The sequence below is a fragment of the Mesorhizobium sp. WSM4820 genome, from assembly GCF_055811075.1.
Genome location: NZ_JBVVQN010000001.1, coordinates 300,238 through 314,537, shown reverse-complemented (window position 1 = coordinate 314,537; position 14,300 = coordinate 300,238). Strand labels below are relative to the sequence as shown.

Sequence of the window (14,300 nt, the reverse complement as noted above, 5' to 3'; positions counted from 1 at the left end):
AGGGCGTGTCCTCTGGACCCCCGGCCGCCTCTATCGTCTCGGCACGGTTCGCGCTCCACCGGCGCGAATAGCCGCCGCGGCTTCGCCGGCGATCCGCGACATGAATTTGCGCGTGAACCGGCCGAGCGGCTTGGCGTCTTCGAGCGCCCAGGACGTAGCGAGATCATCGGTGTTGAATTCGTCGACGATCACCCAGGCCGGCGTATAGAGCTTGGCGCGACGGGCCTCAGTCTCGGGAATTTCGACACAGCGGGCGCCTGAGCGCGGCGGCCGGCTCGTGATTGGAAAGAGCAGAGCCTTCTGGCGGCCGTTCTTGCCCGCAACGATCAGCATCACGCACGTCGGCCGCGCCTTGCGTCCGCTTTCCTCCCCCCGGTCATATTCCCGCGCCCACAGATAGGAATAGAGAATGATCTGTCCGTGGTCCGGCTCAGTCATCCCGGTGATCGTCGCGCGCGACGGCATCGAGGCCGGCGAGAAGCTCTTCGCGTTCCTCTGCTGACAGGTCCTCGACACGATGTGCCTGCTGGGCGCTACGGCCGGCGAGACGGTCGAACTGCTCCGCCGTCAGGAGAACGAACTTGCGCTTGCCGCGCTTGGTGATGTCGACAGGGCCACGGAACGCGGCCTCCACAACCTCGCCGGATTTGTTGCCGAGATCTGTCAGGGTGAAACTCGCCATAAAGACTTCCCTTCATTACCCCGAAAATAGGCGAATTAGCTGTTTTCAGCAATAGCCTATTCATCGGGACTCGCGGGGCGAGAATGCAGTGAAGGTCGAGTGCATCGTGGTCTGCCAGACCGCGACCTCGCTGCCGCGGCCGATCGCAGTGCGCGATACGTTTTCGACATCAAAGCAAGAAGAAGGTGGGTAGTTTCCGGGCAATGAAGAAGATCGCAGCGGCACTCAACGCCGGTCTGCCGACATACCCCCGTTATTCGAGCCGGGAGCATGCGACGACGTATTTTCAGTCCCAGAACGGCCTCAGACCCTCACGATGGGCGTCGGCACGCGAGATGCCGATATCCCTAAGCTGATCGTCGGTCATCTCCAGCAAGACCAGCCGGCTGCGCCGGCGATCCAGCAGGTTGCCGATCCGGTTTGCGAGTGAATTGACCATTCGCACCAGGCGACGGACATAGCCTTGCCGGCCTGACGGGCGGGCTCCGGGCAACCCAGCTCTCATGTAACGGATTGTATCGATTGCAGCCATTTTCTTGCTACCAAAATTCGAGATTGTATCTATTTGTTGCGCGGTCACATATGTATTGACTCTCAAAACGGTGCAATATAGAAAATTGTCACCATGACAAATTGGCTTCCCGACCTTTCCGCCGGCTCCGGGCCGCTCTATCAGCGGCTTGCAGATTCCATCGAAACGGACATCGACCGTGGCTTGATCGCCGCCGGGGCAAAATTGCCGCCGCAGCGCGATCTGGCATACGACATCGGCACGACCGTCGGCACTGTCGGCAGGGCCTACCAATTGTTGCGCGAGCGGGGCCTGGTGAGCGGCGAAGTCGGACGCGGAACCTATGTGCTTGGCCGGCATGACACCAAGACCGATCTGCTGGCGCCCGACCCGCAGGTGGAAGGCACGCGCTATATCGATGCGCCTCGCGGCAAACTGCGCTTCGACAGCACGGCTGCGCCTGATACCGGCCAGGGCGCCATTGTCGCCGATGTGCTTTCGCGCACGGCGCAGGAGCATCCGTACGAGATTTCAAGCTATACGCGGGATTTTCCCAACCGCTGGGTCGAGGCCGGCTGCAACTGGCTGTCGCGAAATTCGTTTCGCCCAAGCCCCGATGGCATCGTTCCGACGCTCGGCACCCATGCCGCGGTTATGGCGGCGATTGCCGCGCTGACCACGCCCGGCGACTATATCGTCTTCGAGCACCTCACCTATTCGCAGATTTCTCGCAGCGCCGGCCTGATCGGCCGCCGCACCGCGCTAGTGACGTCGGACGCGGAAGGGCTCGATCCGGAGGATTTCGAGCGCGTCTGCGCGCAAAAACACCCGAAAATGATGTTCCTGATGCCGACGGCACAGAACCCCACACTGGTGACGCTGTCGGCGACGCGCCGCAAGGCCATCGCGCGCGTCGCGCGCGAATACAATGTCATCCTGATCGAGGACGATCTCTATGGCGATCTGACCGACGACCCGACGCCGCTCCTGGCCGAATATGCCCCCGAACGGACCATCGTTGCCGGCGGCCTGTCGAAATCGGTTGCGGCCGGCGTTCGCGGCGGCTGGCTCGCCTGTCCGCCGGCCTATCGCCACCGGATCCGTGTCGCTCACAAGATGCTGACGGGTGGCCTCCCCTTCCTGCTGGCGGAAGTGTGTAGCCGACTGGTTCTGTCCGGCCAGGCCAGCGAGATGCGCAAGCGCAGCATCGTCGAGATCAACGCGCGCGTGGCGATCGTGCGCGAGACACTAGCCGGGTTCGACTTCAACGCACTAGACAATGTGCCCTTCGTCTGGCTCACCCTGCCTGATCCATGGCTTTCCGGCACCTTCAAGAACGCCTGTCTCGAACATGGCGTGCTCATCGACGATGAGGACGAGTTCAAGGCCGGGCGTTCCGAGCAGGTTTTTCACGGCGTGCGGTTTGGCGTTTCACAGCCGGAGCGACGAGAGGACATCGCCGGCGGCGTTGGCGTGATCCGGCGGCTGCTGGACGAGGGCCGCGCCGGCTACGACAGTTTCTCCTGAACCGGCTTGAAACCGGCGGGCCGAATGGCGATCTTTCGCTACTTGCTGCACCCTTCCATCGTTTTTCGTCGCTTGATGGGTGTATCGGCTGCAAAGCTTGCGATAAGACGGGACTCGATCCCAAGGACATAAATTGCCGCCCATGACCATTTCCAATTCCGTGCCGATCACTCCGGAACTCGTTGCCGCGCACGGGCTGAAGCCCGACGAATATCAGCGCATCCTCGACCTGGTCGGGCGCGAGCCGAGCTTTACCGAGCTCGGCATCTTTTCGGCGATGTGGAACGAGCACTGCTCGTACAAATCCTCGAAAAAATGGCTGCGCACACTGCCGACCACCGGGCCGCAGGTCATCCAGGGCCCGGGCGAGAATGCCGGCGTGGTCGATATCGGCGACGGCGACTGCGTCGTCTTCAAGATGGAGAGCCACAACCACCCCTCCTTCATCGAGCCCTATCAGGGTGCGGCGACCGGCGTCGGCGGCATCCTGCGCGATGTCTTCACCATGGGCGCCCGGCCGATCGCGGCAATGAACGCGCTGCGCTTCGGTGCGCCGGACCATCCCAAGACCAGGCACTTGGTTGCCGGCGTCGTTGCCGGCGTCGGCGGCTACGGTAATTCCTTCGGCGTGCCGACGGTCGGCGGCGAAGTCAATTTCGACGCGCGCTACAATGGCAATATCCTGGTCAACGCCTTTGCGGCGGGGCTGGCCAAGACCGATGCGATCTTCCTGTCGGAAGCCAAGGGCGTCGGCCTGCCGGTCGTCTATCTCGGCGCCAAGACCGGCCGCGACGGTGTCGGCGGCGCCACCATGGCCTCGGCCGAATTCGACGACAGGATCGACGAGAAGCGGCCCACCGTTCAGGTCGGCGACCCGTTCACTGAAAAATGCCTGCTCGAAGCCTGCCTCGAACTGATGGCGTCCGGCGCCGTCATCGCCATCCAGGACATGGGTGCTGCCGGCCTCACCTGCTCGGCGGTCGAGATGGGCGCCAAGGGCGACCTCGGCATCGAGCTCGACCTCGACAAGGTGCCGGTGCGCGAGGAGCGCATGAGCGCCTATGAGATGATGCTGTCGGAGAGCCAGGAGCGCATGCTGATGGTGCTGCGCCCCGAAAAGGAAAAGCAAGCCGAGGCGATCTTCCACAAATGGGGCCTTGACTTCGCCATCGTCGGCAAGACAACCGACGATCTGCGCTTTCGCGTGCTGCACCAGGGCGACGAAGTCGCCAATCTGCCGATCAAGGACCTTGGCGACCAGGCGCCGGAATATGACCGTCCCTGGACCGAGCCGAAGAAGCCGGCGCCGCTGGCGGCCGGCGATGCACCGCAAGCGGATGTCGCCGAGGCGCTGCTGAAACTGCTTGGCGGGCCCGACCTGTCCTCGCGCCGCTGGGTATGGGAACAATACGACACGCTGATCCAGGGCAATTCGCTGCAGCTTCCGGGCGGCGATGCCGGCGTGGTGCGCGTCGAGGGCCATCCGACCAAGGCGCTCGCCTTCTCCTCCGACGTGACGCCGCGCTATTGCGAGGCCGACCCTTACGAGGGCGGCAAGCAGGCGGTGGCAGAATGCTGGCGCAATCTTACCGCCACCGGCGCGCTGCCGCTCGCGGCCACCGACAACCTCAATTTTGGTAATCCGGAACGACCCGAGATCATGGGCCAGTTGGTCGGCGCCGTGAAAGGCATCGGCGACGCCTGCCGCGCGCTCGGCTTTCCGATCGTCTCCGGCAATGTCTCGCTCTACAACGAAACCAACGGGCAAGGCATCTTGCCGACGCCGACCATCGGCGGCGTCGGACTGATCGCCGACTGGTCCCAGATGGCGCGGATCGGCTTTGCCGCCGAGGGCCAGATGATCCTGCTGGTCGGCGCGCCGTCGATGTGGGGAACGCATCTCGCCCAGTCGGCCTATATGCGCGACATCCATCGCCGCACCGATGGCCCGCCGCCGCCGGTCGACCTCGACCACGAAAAGCGCGTCGGCGACCATGTGCGCGCCCTGATCGCCTCCGGCGTCGTCACATCAGCGCATGACGTTTCCGATGGCGGCATTGCCGTCGCGCTGGCCGAGATGGCGATGGCGTCCGGCATCGGCGCAACCGTCCCCGGCCTCGTCGGGACCGACCCGATCCCGGTCTGGTTCGGCGAGGATCAGGGCCGCTACCTCTTGACGCTGTCGATCGATCCGCAAAGCGAGGAATGGGACGCCATTCGCGAACAGCAGAGCAAGCTCGGCATCTTCGCGCCGTGGATCGGCTCGACCGGCGGCAGCGACCTGAAACTCGGCGAGGCGCGGGCGATCCCTGTCGGCGAATTGACCGCTGCCCACGAATCCTGGTTTCCTCGCTTCATGGCAAATGAGGTCGTGGACCCCTGATTTGATCGAGCGGGGTCGTTGCGGTGTGGTTCATCCGCCGTTTCGATCATATCTATGAGATCTGAACAAGGAATCCTCGCATGGCAATGGACGCGCACGACATCGAACGGTTGATCAAGGAAGGCATTCCGGACGCCAAGGTGACGATTCGCGACCTGGCCGGCGACGGCGACCATTATGCGGCCGAAGTGGTGGCCGAAAGCTTTCGCGGCAAAAGCCGCGTCCAGCAGCATCAGATGGTCTATGACGCGCTGAAGGGCAATATGGGCGGCGTGCTGCACGCGCTCGCACTGCAGACCAGCGTGCCGGAATAAGCTTTTTTAGGGCTTGCTGGCTTGGGAAGATAGCCGTCCGATGCTCTTGGCCCAGGCCATCCTTTGCGCCATTTGCGTGACGAGGGCGGCAAACGTCTTGTTTCAGGCAACCTATGGGTTTATTTGAAAGGGAATGTTTCGAGCCCGACTCCCGCGGGCATGAAAGGATTTTCTATGAGCGGTATCAACGACTACATCGACAGCGAAGTGAAGGCCAACGACGTCGTTCTCTTCATGAAGGGCACTCCCGGTTTTCCGCAATGCGGATTTTCCGGTCAGGTCGTGCAGATCCTCGACTATATCGGGGCCGACTACAAGGGCGTCGACGTGCTAACCTCGGCCGAGCTGCGGCAAGGTATCAAGGAATACTCCAACTGGCCGACAATCCCTCAGCTCTACGTCAAGGGTGAGTTCGTCGGCGGTTGCGACATCGTCCGCGAGATGTTCCAGGCTGGCGAACTGCAGACGTTCCTCGTCGAAAAGGGCGTCAGCGTCAAAGGCGCCGCCTGACGAACATTTAGGGCACTTCGCCAAGCTGATTATCTCCCCGGTATCGGGGCACAAGACGAATGAATGCGCCGGTGCGCCGGCGCTTTTTCGTTTGAAGATCGGACTTTGCCGTGGATCAGCATGCAGAAGCGCAGCAACAGGCAAGCACCTTGCCTATTCCGCGCTGGGAATTCATCGCGCTGTGCGCGGCGTTGATGGCGCTCAACTCGCTGGCCATCGACATCATGCTGCCGGCGCTGCAGCAGATCGGCGCCTCGCTGGGCGTGGAAAATGAAAACCATCGCCAATATGTGATTGCCGCCTATATTCTGGGCTTTGGCGGCGGACAGCTCTTCTTCGGGCCGATCTCGGACCGCTTCGGACGCCGCGCTCCGCTCGTCGTCGGACTGGTCATCTATGTCGCCGCGGCGAGTGCGGCGGCGATCGCCCCGACATTCGCCACGCTTATCCTGTGCCGGGTGGTGCAAGGCATCGGCGCCGCGGCCACACGCGTCATCGCCGTCTCGATCGTGCGCGACACGTTCGACGGGCGGCGCATGGCCGAAGTCATGTCGCTGATCTTCATGGTGTTCATGGCCATTCCGGTGGTGGCGCCAGGCATCGGCCAGTTCATCATGCTGTTTGCCTCCTGGCACTGGATCTTCATCACAATGGCGGGAGGCGCACTGGTCGTCTCAGCCTGGTCGCTGCTGCGGCTGCCGGAAACGCTGCATCCCGAATATCGCCGGCCGCTGACGGCATCATCCGTCCTTGGCGGTTTCCGCATCGTGCTGACCAATCGCATCGCGCTATGCTATGCCTTCGCCAGCACTTTTGCCTTCGGTGCGATGTTCGGCTTCATCAACTCGGCGCAGCAGATCTATGTCGACGTCTTCGGCGTCGGCGAGATGTTCCCGGTGATTTTCGCAGGGATCGCCGGCGTGCTCTCCTTGTCGAGCTATCTGAATTCGCGCCTTGTCGGCCGCATCGGCATGCGCCGCCTGTCGCAAAGCGCGCTGCTCTTGTTTCTGGGCATCAGCCTCGCCTGGCTGGTCGTTTCCATCCAGATGAAGATGCCGCTCTGGCTTTTCATCACCTTCTTTGCCGGCACGATGGTCCCGTTCGGCGCACTCGGCGCGAATTTCAACGCACTCGCCATGGAGCCGCTCGGCCAATTGGCCGGGACGGCGTCGTCCATTCTGGGCTTCATGCAGACCTTCCTCGGCGGCGTGCTCGGCACGCTGATCGGCCAAGCCTTCAACGGCACGGTGACGCCCTTGGCCGCCGGATTCTGCAGCGTTTCGCTTGGCGCATTGGTGATGGTGCTGATCGCCGAGCGCGGCAAATTCTTCCAGCCGCAGAACCCACCGGTTTAAGGCCGGACGCGTTTCAGGATTCATCCCCGCTGGCTGCGGTGAAGCGAGGGAACAGCAAACGCCCTGCGATCGCCCCACCCATCCTGTCCGAAACCGGCAGTGGCAGAGCCTTGTCGAGGGCCTCGAGGACGGAGGCGACGAAAGCCCGGTTGAGGCTGCCATCATCCCCCAGACGGGAGTAGGTGGCGCGAGGCTTGCCGATAAGTGTGCCGTTTCGGCGAATTGAGAACTGCAGCGTCAGGGTCATGCCCGCGGTTCCGGGCGGCGGCTCCCAACAGGCGACGATCGCGGAGAACATCTCGTTTATGGTGTTGATGGGATCGGGATTGCGACAGCCGCGTTCCTGCGATGTTGCCGCGTTAGGACCGGCAACCAGGGCAAGGGTAAGGGCGACAATTGCGGACCGAGGTTTCATCTCGGGTCTCCGGTTTCGCGCGGATAAATGTAATCGAATTTTTCGACGAAAGCTTCCATCGAGTATCAGCGCTGCGGATGGATCCTTTCAGACGTCGGCGCTTTAGTGGCGCACCATGCCGGCGTCGACATTCAGCGTCTGGCCGGTGATCCAGCGTGCGTCATCCGAGGCCAGGAACGACACCACATCGGCGATATGTTCCGGCTGCCCTTTGCCTTTCATAGCCTGCAGCATCTCGACGAAGCCGAACGCCTCGTTGTGCGGGCTCGCCTTGACCCCATCGCTCTCGATCAGGCCCGGCGTCACCGCGTTGGCGGTGATGTTGTATTTGCCGAGTTCTGTGGCGAGCGCCCTGGTGAAGCCAATGACGCCGCCCTTGGCCGCGACATAGGCCGCCATGTTCGGCGTGCCGGCAAAGAAGCTGTTGGAGGCGATGCTGATCACCCGGCCGGCCTTGCCGGCGGCACGCATCTGGTCCGTTGCCGCGCGGCTGACGATGAAGGTTCCGGTCAGATTGACGTCGATGATCTTGCGCCAATGGTCGAGGTCGACATCGTCCCAGGCGACGAAGGGCACGATGCTGGCGTTGTTGACCAGGATATCGATGCCACCGGTCAGTGCCTGGATCTCGGCGAACAGCGCCTTGACGGATGCCGGATCGGAAATGTCGGCGGCGATCGCCTTCGCTTTTGCGCCGATCGCCCCCGCCGCCGCTTCGGCGCCTTCCGCATTGATGTCGCTGACGATGACGGTCGCGCCATCGACGGCCAAGCGCGCGGCGATCGCCTTGCCGATGCCTTGTGCGGCCCCGGTAACCAGGGCGGTCTTTCCCGCAAGCTGTTCAGTCATTTCCGTGCTCCATGTGATCGGTGACTTCATCTCAGGCGTCGGCGTCGATAACGGCGAGCGCCGCGTCGATGCCTTTGCCGACCGCGAGCTTTTCGCCCAAAGCACTCATCGCGCCGCCAAGTGCCGTCAGCGCCGCGATCGCATAGATCGGCTGGGCGGTCGGGCCCATATGGCCGATGCGCGTCAACTTGCCCAATGTCTCGCCCCGGCCCGACGAGAACACCACGCCGTAACGGGCGCGCGCAGCCTGGCGAAGCGCCTCCTCGTCGATGCCTTCGGGCGTCCGGACGGCAGTCGTGGTCGGCGATGCGATGATGTCGCTGGCCGCCCAGATCGACAGACCCATCGCGGCGACGCCGGCGCGCATGGCCTTGGCGGTGAGCGCGTGGCGCGCCCACACCGCCGCCGGTCCCTCATTGAGGTAGAGGTCGAGCGCGACGTCGAGCCCGTTCACTTCCGCGACGGACGGCGTGAACGGAAACGGCTTGTCCTTCGACCACGCATGCTCCCAATCGACGATGCTGAGCATCGACGCGCGCGGCGCCAGTGGATTGGCCTTCATTTTCGCCCAGGCCCGCTCGCTGACGCCCATCATCGTCAGCCCGGGAGGCGCGCCGAGGCATTTGTTCGGGCCGGTGACATAAATGTCGGCCTTGCAGTCCTCCGGATGCGTTTTCATGCCGCCGAAGGACGAAACGGCGTCGACGATCAGATAGGCGCCATGCCCCGAAACCAGCGCGCCGATGGCATCGATCGGGTTGATGGTGCCCGACGGCGTGTCGTGGTGGCAGACGGAAACGATGCTGATTTCCGGATGCGCTTCCAGCATTGCCGCAACCGCCTGCGGGTCGATCGCCTCGTTATAGGGCACCTCGATTTCGAGCAGATGCGGCGAATAGCGCTTTGCCCAATAGCCAAAACCCTTGCCGTAGACTCCCGAGGCAAGGTTGAGCACGACGTCGTCGGGCGTGATCAGGGAGGCTGCCGCGGCTTCCAGGCCAAGAACCGGCTCGCCATGCAGAATGACCGGCTTGTTGGACAGCCGCATCGCCTTCTGCACCTTGTCGACCACACGCTCGTAAAAGAGCTGGAACGCCGGGTCGTAATCGTAGAGCACGGTGCGGCCGAGGCCGCGCAGCACATCGGGATAGGCGTTCACCGGCCCGGCGGTGAGCGTGATGACCGGTTCGGCGTGTTCGAGATAGCGCATGGTCTTTGTCTCTTCGTTGGCGGCGGTCAGCCGTAGAATTGCGTGCCGGTCCGATAGGTCTTGAAGTTTTCCATGTCGTGCGAATACATCAGCTCGGCCCCATAATCCTCGGCGAGCTTCTTCACCTTGCGCATCGAGTTGACACCCGCCACCGGGTCGATGTGGAAGGCCGCCTGGCACAGCGTTTCAAGGCTCTTCTGCGTGTAGGCCGCATCGATGGTGAACATGATCGGCTTGCGCTTGGGAAATTCGACCAGCAAGCTGTAATGGCCGATAGAATGGCCGGGCGTCGAGATCAATTTGACCCCCCTGGCAAGCTCGACATCGCCGTCGATGCCCTCGAAGGTCGAGTTGGCCCGCGTCGTGCCCTCCAGCAATTGCGCGGTCGCGCCACGCGCTTCGGCAGCCTCCGCCGAAAAGCTCAGATCCGAATAGCCAAGGTGCTCGAAAGGCTGAGGATTGCAGGCCTGCGGCACCTCGGTGCGATGACAGATCTTCTTGGCATGCGGAAAATACTTGTTGCCGCCGCAATGGTCGAAGTGGAAATGCGAGTTGACGACGACGTCGATATCCTTCGGCTCGAGGCCGAGCAGCGCCAGGGCGCCGGGAATGGTCTGGTGCTTTTCCTGGATCGGCTTTTCGAAAGGCAGCACCTTCATGACGTGTTCGTAGTCGTAGCCGGTGTCGATGAGAAACCGGCCCTCGGCATGCTCGATCAGGATCGAATAGACGGGAAAGCGCACTTCGCCGCCGGGGCCGCGATTCCAGAACACGTGATAGCCGTCGAGAACGAGCGAGCCACCATCGAGCAGGTAGACCTTGGTATCCGACATTTTGTTCTCTCCTCTGTTGGCGCGAGTCCCGTCCGCGCCTGAACCTGATCAGCGCACGCCGCGCTCGTATGGAATGCCGAGCGCTGCCGGCAGGCTGGCCCGCCGGCCGAACAGAACCAGCATGATCATCACCGCCAGGAACGGCAGCATCTGGATGACGTCGGTTGGTATGTTGATGCCGGCCACCTGCATGGCTGTCGTCAGCGACAGACACACGCCGAACAACAAGGCACCGAACAGCACCCAGACCGGGCGACCACGCGCCAGCATGGCCAGCACGATTCCGAGAAAGCCCGCGCCATTGGTGATGAAGGGAATGAACAGGCCGGCGCCGACATTGGCGAGAAAGGCGCCGCCAAGCCCTGCCAGCGCTCCAGTCGTCAGCACGGCGATGGTGCGGGTTCGTGCGACGTCGATGCCGGCGACGTCAAGCGCGGCCGGCTTGTCGCCCGCCGCCTGCAGGTTCAGGCCGAGCTGCGTGTGCCGATAGATGTAGCCCATGGCGAAAACCAGTGCGACCGCCAGGTAGACGATCAGATGCTGCCTGAACAACGCCGGCCCGATCACCGGAATGTCCGACAGCAACGGAATGACGGTCACATCCACCGCTGGCAGGCGGGGATAGCTGCGCGAAAACTGGAAATGGTGGAGCAGCGCCGTCAGGCCTTCAAGTCCCAATGTCAGCGCTATGCCGATGACGATCTGGTTCAACCCGATGCGCACGCAAAGCAGCGCCATGACCAGCGCCACCGCGATACCGCCGCCGGCGCCGGTGAGAAAGCCCAGCCATAGCGATCCGGAATAGAAGGCGCCGACGAAGCCGAGATAGGCGCCGGCCAGCATCATGCCTTCGATGCCGATGTTGAGCACGCCGGCCTTTTCGGACATCTGTTCGCCGAGGCCAGCCAGCAGCAGCGGGATCGCCGCGGTGACGGCGCCAAACAAAAGCGCGCTGAGAAAGACTTCACTGAACAGCCCGGTCATAACTTCAGGCCCTCCGCGACTGATTGTAGCGGTGATCGATGTATTCGGCGAGCGCGAGCACGATCAGCACGATGGAGACCAGCACCAGCGTGAAATGATTGGGCACGCCGAGGCGGCGAGCCGCGCTCTCGCCGCCGATCGACAGCACCGAAAGCAGGAACACGAAACCGATGGCGGCAAAGCCGTTCATGCGGGCGAGGAACACGACGGGAATGACCGCCAGCCCATAAGCGGGATTCCAGTCGGCGCGGACGTTACCCTGGACGCCGAGGATATCGACAGCGCCGGCAAGTCCGGCCAGCCCGGCCGAAATGGCGAAGACGGCAATGGTGAGCTTCGGCACGCCAAGCCCCGCATGGATGGCCGCGCGTGGATTGGCCCCGACGATCCTCAGCTTCAGGCCGAAGGCCGTGCGCGTCATCACCAGATGTACGGTGATGATCGCCGCCAGTCCCAGAAGCAGGCCGCTGGTGATGGTCGTATCGAGCAGGCGCGGCAGCCGGTCCTCGACCGGCAAGGTGCGGGTCTGCGGCACGGTCGTGCCCGGATCGCGAAACACCAGCTTGACCAGCACATTGGCGAGCGAGGTGCCCAGGAACGTCATCATCAGCGTGGTGATGATCTCGTTGACGCCCTGATAGGCCCGCAAAAGGGCTGGCACCAGCGACCAGAGCATCGCAACCGCCATGGCGATGACGAACGAGCAGATCAGCGCCAGCCAGGCAGGCATGACTTCCACGAAAACCGGAGCGCTGGCGGCGGCCGTTACCGCGCCGAGCAGGAACTGGCCATCGCCGCCGAGATTCCACATGCCGGCGCGAAAGGCCACGATCAGGCCAGCGGCAAGAAACAGCAGCGGCGCCATGCGCGTCAGCGTCTGCTGGATGCCGAGCGGCGACAAAAGCCCTCTCTCGAGCACAAAGCCATAATAGGCAAGCGGGTCGACGCCGACGGCAAGCAGGATGCAGCCGGCGATGATAAGCGCGGCCAATATAGGGCCGATGGTCATCAGCAGCCGATGCTGGATATCGCGGCGCGTGACCACAGCAGCCGTGGCATCGAGTGCGGTTGCGCCGGCGGCTGGGACGGTGTCGATGCTCATGCGGCAAGTCCGATCATCAAGCGACCGATCTTGGAGCGGGCATCGCCGACATTCTCGACCGTGCCGACCAGCGAGCCGTTCGAGATGACGGCGATGCGGTCGCACATGCTGAGCAACTCCTCCAGGTCGGTGGAGATGAGCAGCACGGCAAGGCCGCGTGCCGCCGTATCGCGGATTCGCTGGCGCGAAGCCAATGTATTGGCGAGATCGAGGCCATAGGTAGGCTTGTTGACGATCACCACTTTTGCGCCTTCGGCGAGTTCGCGCGCCAGCAGCACCTTCTGGATATTGCCGCCGGAGAGTCGGGCGACCGGCGTTTTCAGGCTGGGCGTGCGCACGTCGTATTCGCGGATCAGTTGAGCGGCGCGCTTGTCGATTTCAGCGCGCTGCTCGACGCCGTTGCGCCAGAAGGGAGCGGCGCCGACCTGCTTGAGGAAGAAATTGATCGAGACCGGAAAAGTCCCGACCGTGCCCTCGCCGAGGCGATCGTCGGTCAGGTAGCGAAGGCCTCGCTCACGGCGTTCGCCGACGCTCAGCGCCTCGATGGGCGTGCCCTGCAGCCGCACCGAACCGCTCACCGTCGCCCGCTGGCCAGCCAGCGCCTCCGCCAATTGCTTCTGGCCATTGCCGTCGATACCAGCGATGCCCAGCAGCTCGCCTGGACGGATGTCGAACGAAATCGACAACAGGCCCGGCACGTCGTCTGTCGGTGCGACCGCGAGTTCATGGACCTGAAGCAGCGGAGCCGCTTCGGCGTGAATGGTGCGAACCGGACGCTCGGACGCTTCCGGGTCGCCTTTCTGCTTGCCGAACATCAATTCGACGATCTCCGAAACGATCGCCTGCTCGCCTAGCGCGCGAAACCGCTCGGGAGGAATTTCGCCGACCTTGCGGCCGAGTTTCAGCACCGAGATTCGATCGCCGAAGGCCGCCGCCTCCTTGAGCTTGTGGGTGATGAAGACGATCGCCAGCCCCTGCTCGACAAGGCGGCGCATCAGCGCGCCCAGCTCATCGATGCCCTTCGGCGTCAGCATCGAGGTCGACTCGTCGAGGATCAGAAGCCGGCTGTTGCGCACCATCGCGCGCAGGATCTCGACCTGCTGCTGTTCACCGAGCGAGAGTTCCGACACCTTGGCATGCAGCTTGACCGTGATACCGAGCGCCCTGGTGATTTCGGCGACGCGCGCTTCCAGTTCCTCGGTCTTCGGCCGCTGCCACCACGGGCCGCCGAGCAACAGGTTTTGCGCGACCGTCAGCGTCGGCACCAGCATCATGTGCTGGAATACGGTTCCGATGCCGAGCGCCAGCGCATGGCGCGGCGAGGTGATCGCGATAGGCTCGCCGTCGACCAGTATGCGGCCCTCGTCCGGCTGCTGCAGGCCGGACAGCATGCCGATCAAGGTGGATTTTCCGGCGCCGTTTTCACCGAGCAGCACATGCACTTCACCCGGACGGATCGCCAGATCGACGCTGTCGTTGGCGACGACGCCGGGAAACCGTTTGGTCACGCCTTCAAGCGCGACGATGTCGTGCTTGTCGACCGACAATGAGGACCCACTACTCATGAAAGCCAAGGCCTTGAAAACATGAAATCGGTCCGGAGGGGTGAATTGTCACCCCTCCGG

15 protein-coding genes are annotated in these 14,300 nt (G+C 63.2%); 5 read left to right on the top strand and 10 right to left on the bottom strand.

The genetic code is table 11. The annotated features are described in order from the left end of the window. Positions 1–30: 30 nt before the first annotated feature. The 3 genes from AC0L2R_RS01555 to AC0L2R_RS01545 all read right to left on the bottom strand — a co-directional run bounded on the left by AC0L2R_RS01555 (position 31) and on the right by AC0L2R_RS01545 (position 1,175). Positions 31–438 carry a hypothetical protein gene (locus AC0L2R_RS01555; protein ID WP_473507510.1) on the bottom strand — a complete coding sequence of 136 codons (408 nt, stop codon included), beginning with the start codon at positions 436–438 and terminating at the stop codon, positions 31–33. Beyond that, positions 431–682 carry a type II toxin-antitoxin system prevent-host-death family antitoxin gene (locus AC0L2R_RS01550; RefSeq protein WP_473507509.1) on the bottom strand — a complete coding sequence of 84 codons (252 nt, stop codon included), beginning with the start codon at positions 680–682 and terminating at the stop codon, positions 431–433. The genes AC0L2R_RS01555 and AC0L2R_RS01550 overlap by 8 nt, the downstream gene beginning before the upstream one ends. Positions 683–968: 286 nt before the next feature. Continuing rightward, a complete protein-coding gene (locus AC0L2R_RS01545; RefSeq protein ID WP_473497532.1) occupies positions 969–1,175 on the bottom strand; it encodes a DUF1127 domain-containing protein in 207 nt (68 codons plus the stop codon). Between the two features lie 132 nt (positions 1,176–1,307). Here AC0L2R_RS01545 and AC0L2R_RS01540 point away from each other — a divergent pair, with 132 nt between their 5' ends. From AC0L2R_RS01540 to AC0L2R_RS01520, 5 genes are all read left to right on the top strand, one after another. Then, positions 1,308–2,720: an aminotransferase-like domain-containing protein gene (locus AC0L2R_RS01540; RefSeq protein WP_473507507.1), complete on the top strand. Its 1,413-nt coding sequence runs from the start codon at positions 1,308–1,310 to the stop codon at positions 2,718–2,720. 142 nt (positions 2,721–2,862) lie between these two features. Further along, positions 2,863–5,103 (top strand): phosphoribosylformylglycinamidine synthase subunit PurL, encoded by a 2,241-nt coding sequence (gene purL, locus AC0L2R_RS01535; protein ID WP_473507506.1) that lies wholly within the window; start codon positions 2,863–2,865, stop codon positions 5,101–5,103. Between the two features lie 80 nt (positions 5,104–5,183). Continuing rightward, positions 5,184–5,417, top strand: coding sequence for a BolA/IbaG family iron-sulfur metabolism protein (locus AC0L2R_RS01530; protein WP_023798252.1), 234 nt, complete (start codon positions 5,184–5,186; stop codon positions 5,415–5,417). A gap of 174 nt (positions 5,418–5,591) precedes the next feature. Continuing rightward, complete coding sequence (gene grxD / locus AC0L2R_RS01525; RefSeq protein WP_023798253.1) at positions 5,592–5,927, top strand: Grx4 family monothiol glutaredoxin; 336 nt, start codon at positions 5,592–5,594, stop codon at positions 5,925–5,927. Between the two features lie 110 nt (positions 5,928–6,037). Further along, a complete protein-coding gene (locus tag AC0L2R_RS01520) occupies positions 6,038–7,282 on the top strand; it encodes a multidrug effflux MFS transporter (protein ID WP_473507505.1) in 1,245 nt (414 codons plus the stop codon). Positions 7,283–7,295: 13 nt separating this feature from the next. Here the strand turns inward: AC0L2R_RS01520 and AC0L2R_RS01515 are convergent, their stop codons facing one another. The 7 genes from AC0L2R_RS01515 to AC0L2R_RS01485 form a co-directional block, all read right to left on the bottom strand. Then, positions 7,296–7,529 carry a hypothetical protein gene (locus AC0L2R_RS01515; protein ID WP_244529057.1) on the bottom strand — a complete coding sequence of 78 codons (234 nt, stop codon included), beginning with the start codon at positions 7,527–7,529 and terminating at the stop codon, positions 7,296–7,298. A 270-nt stretch (positions 7,530–7,799) separates the two neighbouring features. Continuing rightward, on the bottom strand, positions 7,800–8,546 hold the full coding sequence (gene pldH, locus AC0L2R_RS01510; protein ID WP_473507504.1) for a pyridoxal 4-dehydrogenase, SDR-type: 747 nt from the start codon (positions 8,544–8,546) through the stop codon (positions 7,800–7,802). Between the two features lie 31 nt (positions 8,547–8,577). Further along, positions 8,578–9,756, bottom strand: coding sequence for a pyridoxamine--pyruvate transaminase (gene ppaT / locus AC0L2R_RS01505; protein ID WP_473507503.1), 1,179 nt, complete (start codon positions 9,754–9,756; stop codon positions 8,578–8,580). 26 nt (positions 9,757–9,782) lie between these two features. Next, the gene (gene pldA, locus AC0L2R_RS01500) at positions 9,783–10,589 is read right to left on the bottom strand and encodes a 4-pyridoxolactonase (RefSeq protein ID WP_473507502.1); all 807 of its coding nucleotides are present in this window, start codon (positions 10,587–10,589) and stop codon (positions 9,783–9,785) included. Positions 10,590–10,637: 48 nt separating this feature from the next. After that, positions 10,638–11,573, bottom strand: a complete 936-nt coding sequence (locus tag AC0L2R_RS01495) for a putative B6 ABC transporter permease subunit 1 (RefSeq protein WP_473507501.1) — start codon at positions 11,571–11,573, stop codon at positions 10,638–10,640. 4 nt (positions 11,574–11,577) lie between these two features. Beyond that, positions 11,578–12,675 carry a putative B6 ABC transporter permease subunit 2 gene (locus tag AC0L2R_RS01490; protein ID WP_473507500.1) on the bottom strand — a complete coding sequence of 366 codons (1,098 nt, stop codon included), beginning with the start codon at positions 12,673–12,675 and terminating at the stop codon, positions 11,578–11,580. Continuing rightward, positions 12,672–14,240 (bottom strand): putative B6 ABC transporter ATP-binding protein, encoded by a 1,569-nt coding sequence (locus AC0L2R_RS01485; RefSeq protein WP_473507499.1) that lies wholly within the window; start codon positions 14,238–14,240, stop codon positions 12,672–12,674. Before AC0L2R_RS01485 ends, AC0L2R_RS01490 begins: the two co-directional genes overlap by 4 nt. Positions 14,241–14,300 lie beyond the last annotated feature (60 nt).

Bases quoted from the DNA above. Each gene is read 5' to 3' on its own strand.
- grxD (WP_023798253.1), top strand. From the start codon at position 5,592: ATGAGCGGTATCAACGACTACATCGACAGCGAAGTGAAGGCCAACGAC.
- AC0L2R_RS01495 (WP_473507501.1), bottom strand. From the start codon at position 11,573: ATGACCGGGCTGTTCAGTGAAGTCTTTCTCAGCGCGCTTTTGTTTGGC.
- AC0L2R_RS01550 (WP_473507509.1), bottom strand. From the start codon at position 682: ATGGCGAGTTTCACCCTGACAGATCTCGGCAACAAATCCGGCGAGGTT.
- ppaT (WP_473507503.1), bottom strand. From the start codon at position 9,756: ATGCGCTATCTCGAACACGCCGAACCGGTCATCACGCTCACCGCCGGG.
- AC0L2R_RS01485 (WP_473507499.1), bottom strand. From the start codon at position 14,240: ATGAGTAGTGGGTCCTCATTGTCGGTCGACAAGCACGACATCGTCGCG.
- AC0L2R_RS01515 (WP_244529057.1), bottom strand. From the start codon at position 7,529: ATGACCCTGACGCTGCAGTTCTCAATTCGCCGAAACGGCACACTTATC.
- AC0L2R_RS01555 (WP_473507510.1), bottom strand. From the start codon at position 438: ATGACTGAGCCGGACCACGGACAGATCATTCTCTATTCCTATCTGTGG.
- AC0L2R_RS01490 (WP_473507500.1), bottom strand. From the start codon at position 12,675: ATGAGCATCGACACCGTCCCAGCCGCCGGCGCAACCGCACTCGATGCC.
- AC0L2R_RS01530 (WP_023798252.1), top strand. From the start codon at position 5,184: ATGGCAATGGACGCGCACGACATCGAACGGTTGATCAAGGAAGGCATT.
- pldH (WP_473507504.1), bottom strand. From the start codon at position 8,546: ATGACTGAACAGCTTGCGGGAAAGACCGCCCTGGTTACCGGGGCCGCA.
- AC0L2R_RS01540 (WP_473507507.1), top strand. From the start codon at position 1,308: ATGACAAATTGGCTTCCCGACCTTTCCGCCGGCTCCGGGCCGCTCTAT.
- purL (WP_473507506.1), top strand. From the start codon at position 2,863: ATGACCATTTCCAATTCCGTGCCGATCACTCCGGAACTCGTTGCCGCG.
- pldA (WP_473507502.1), bottom strand. From the start codon at position 10,589: ATGTCGGATACCAAGGTCTACCTGCTCGATGGTGGCTCGCTCGTTCTC.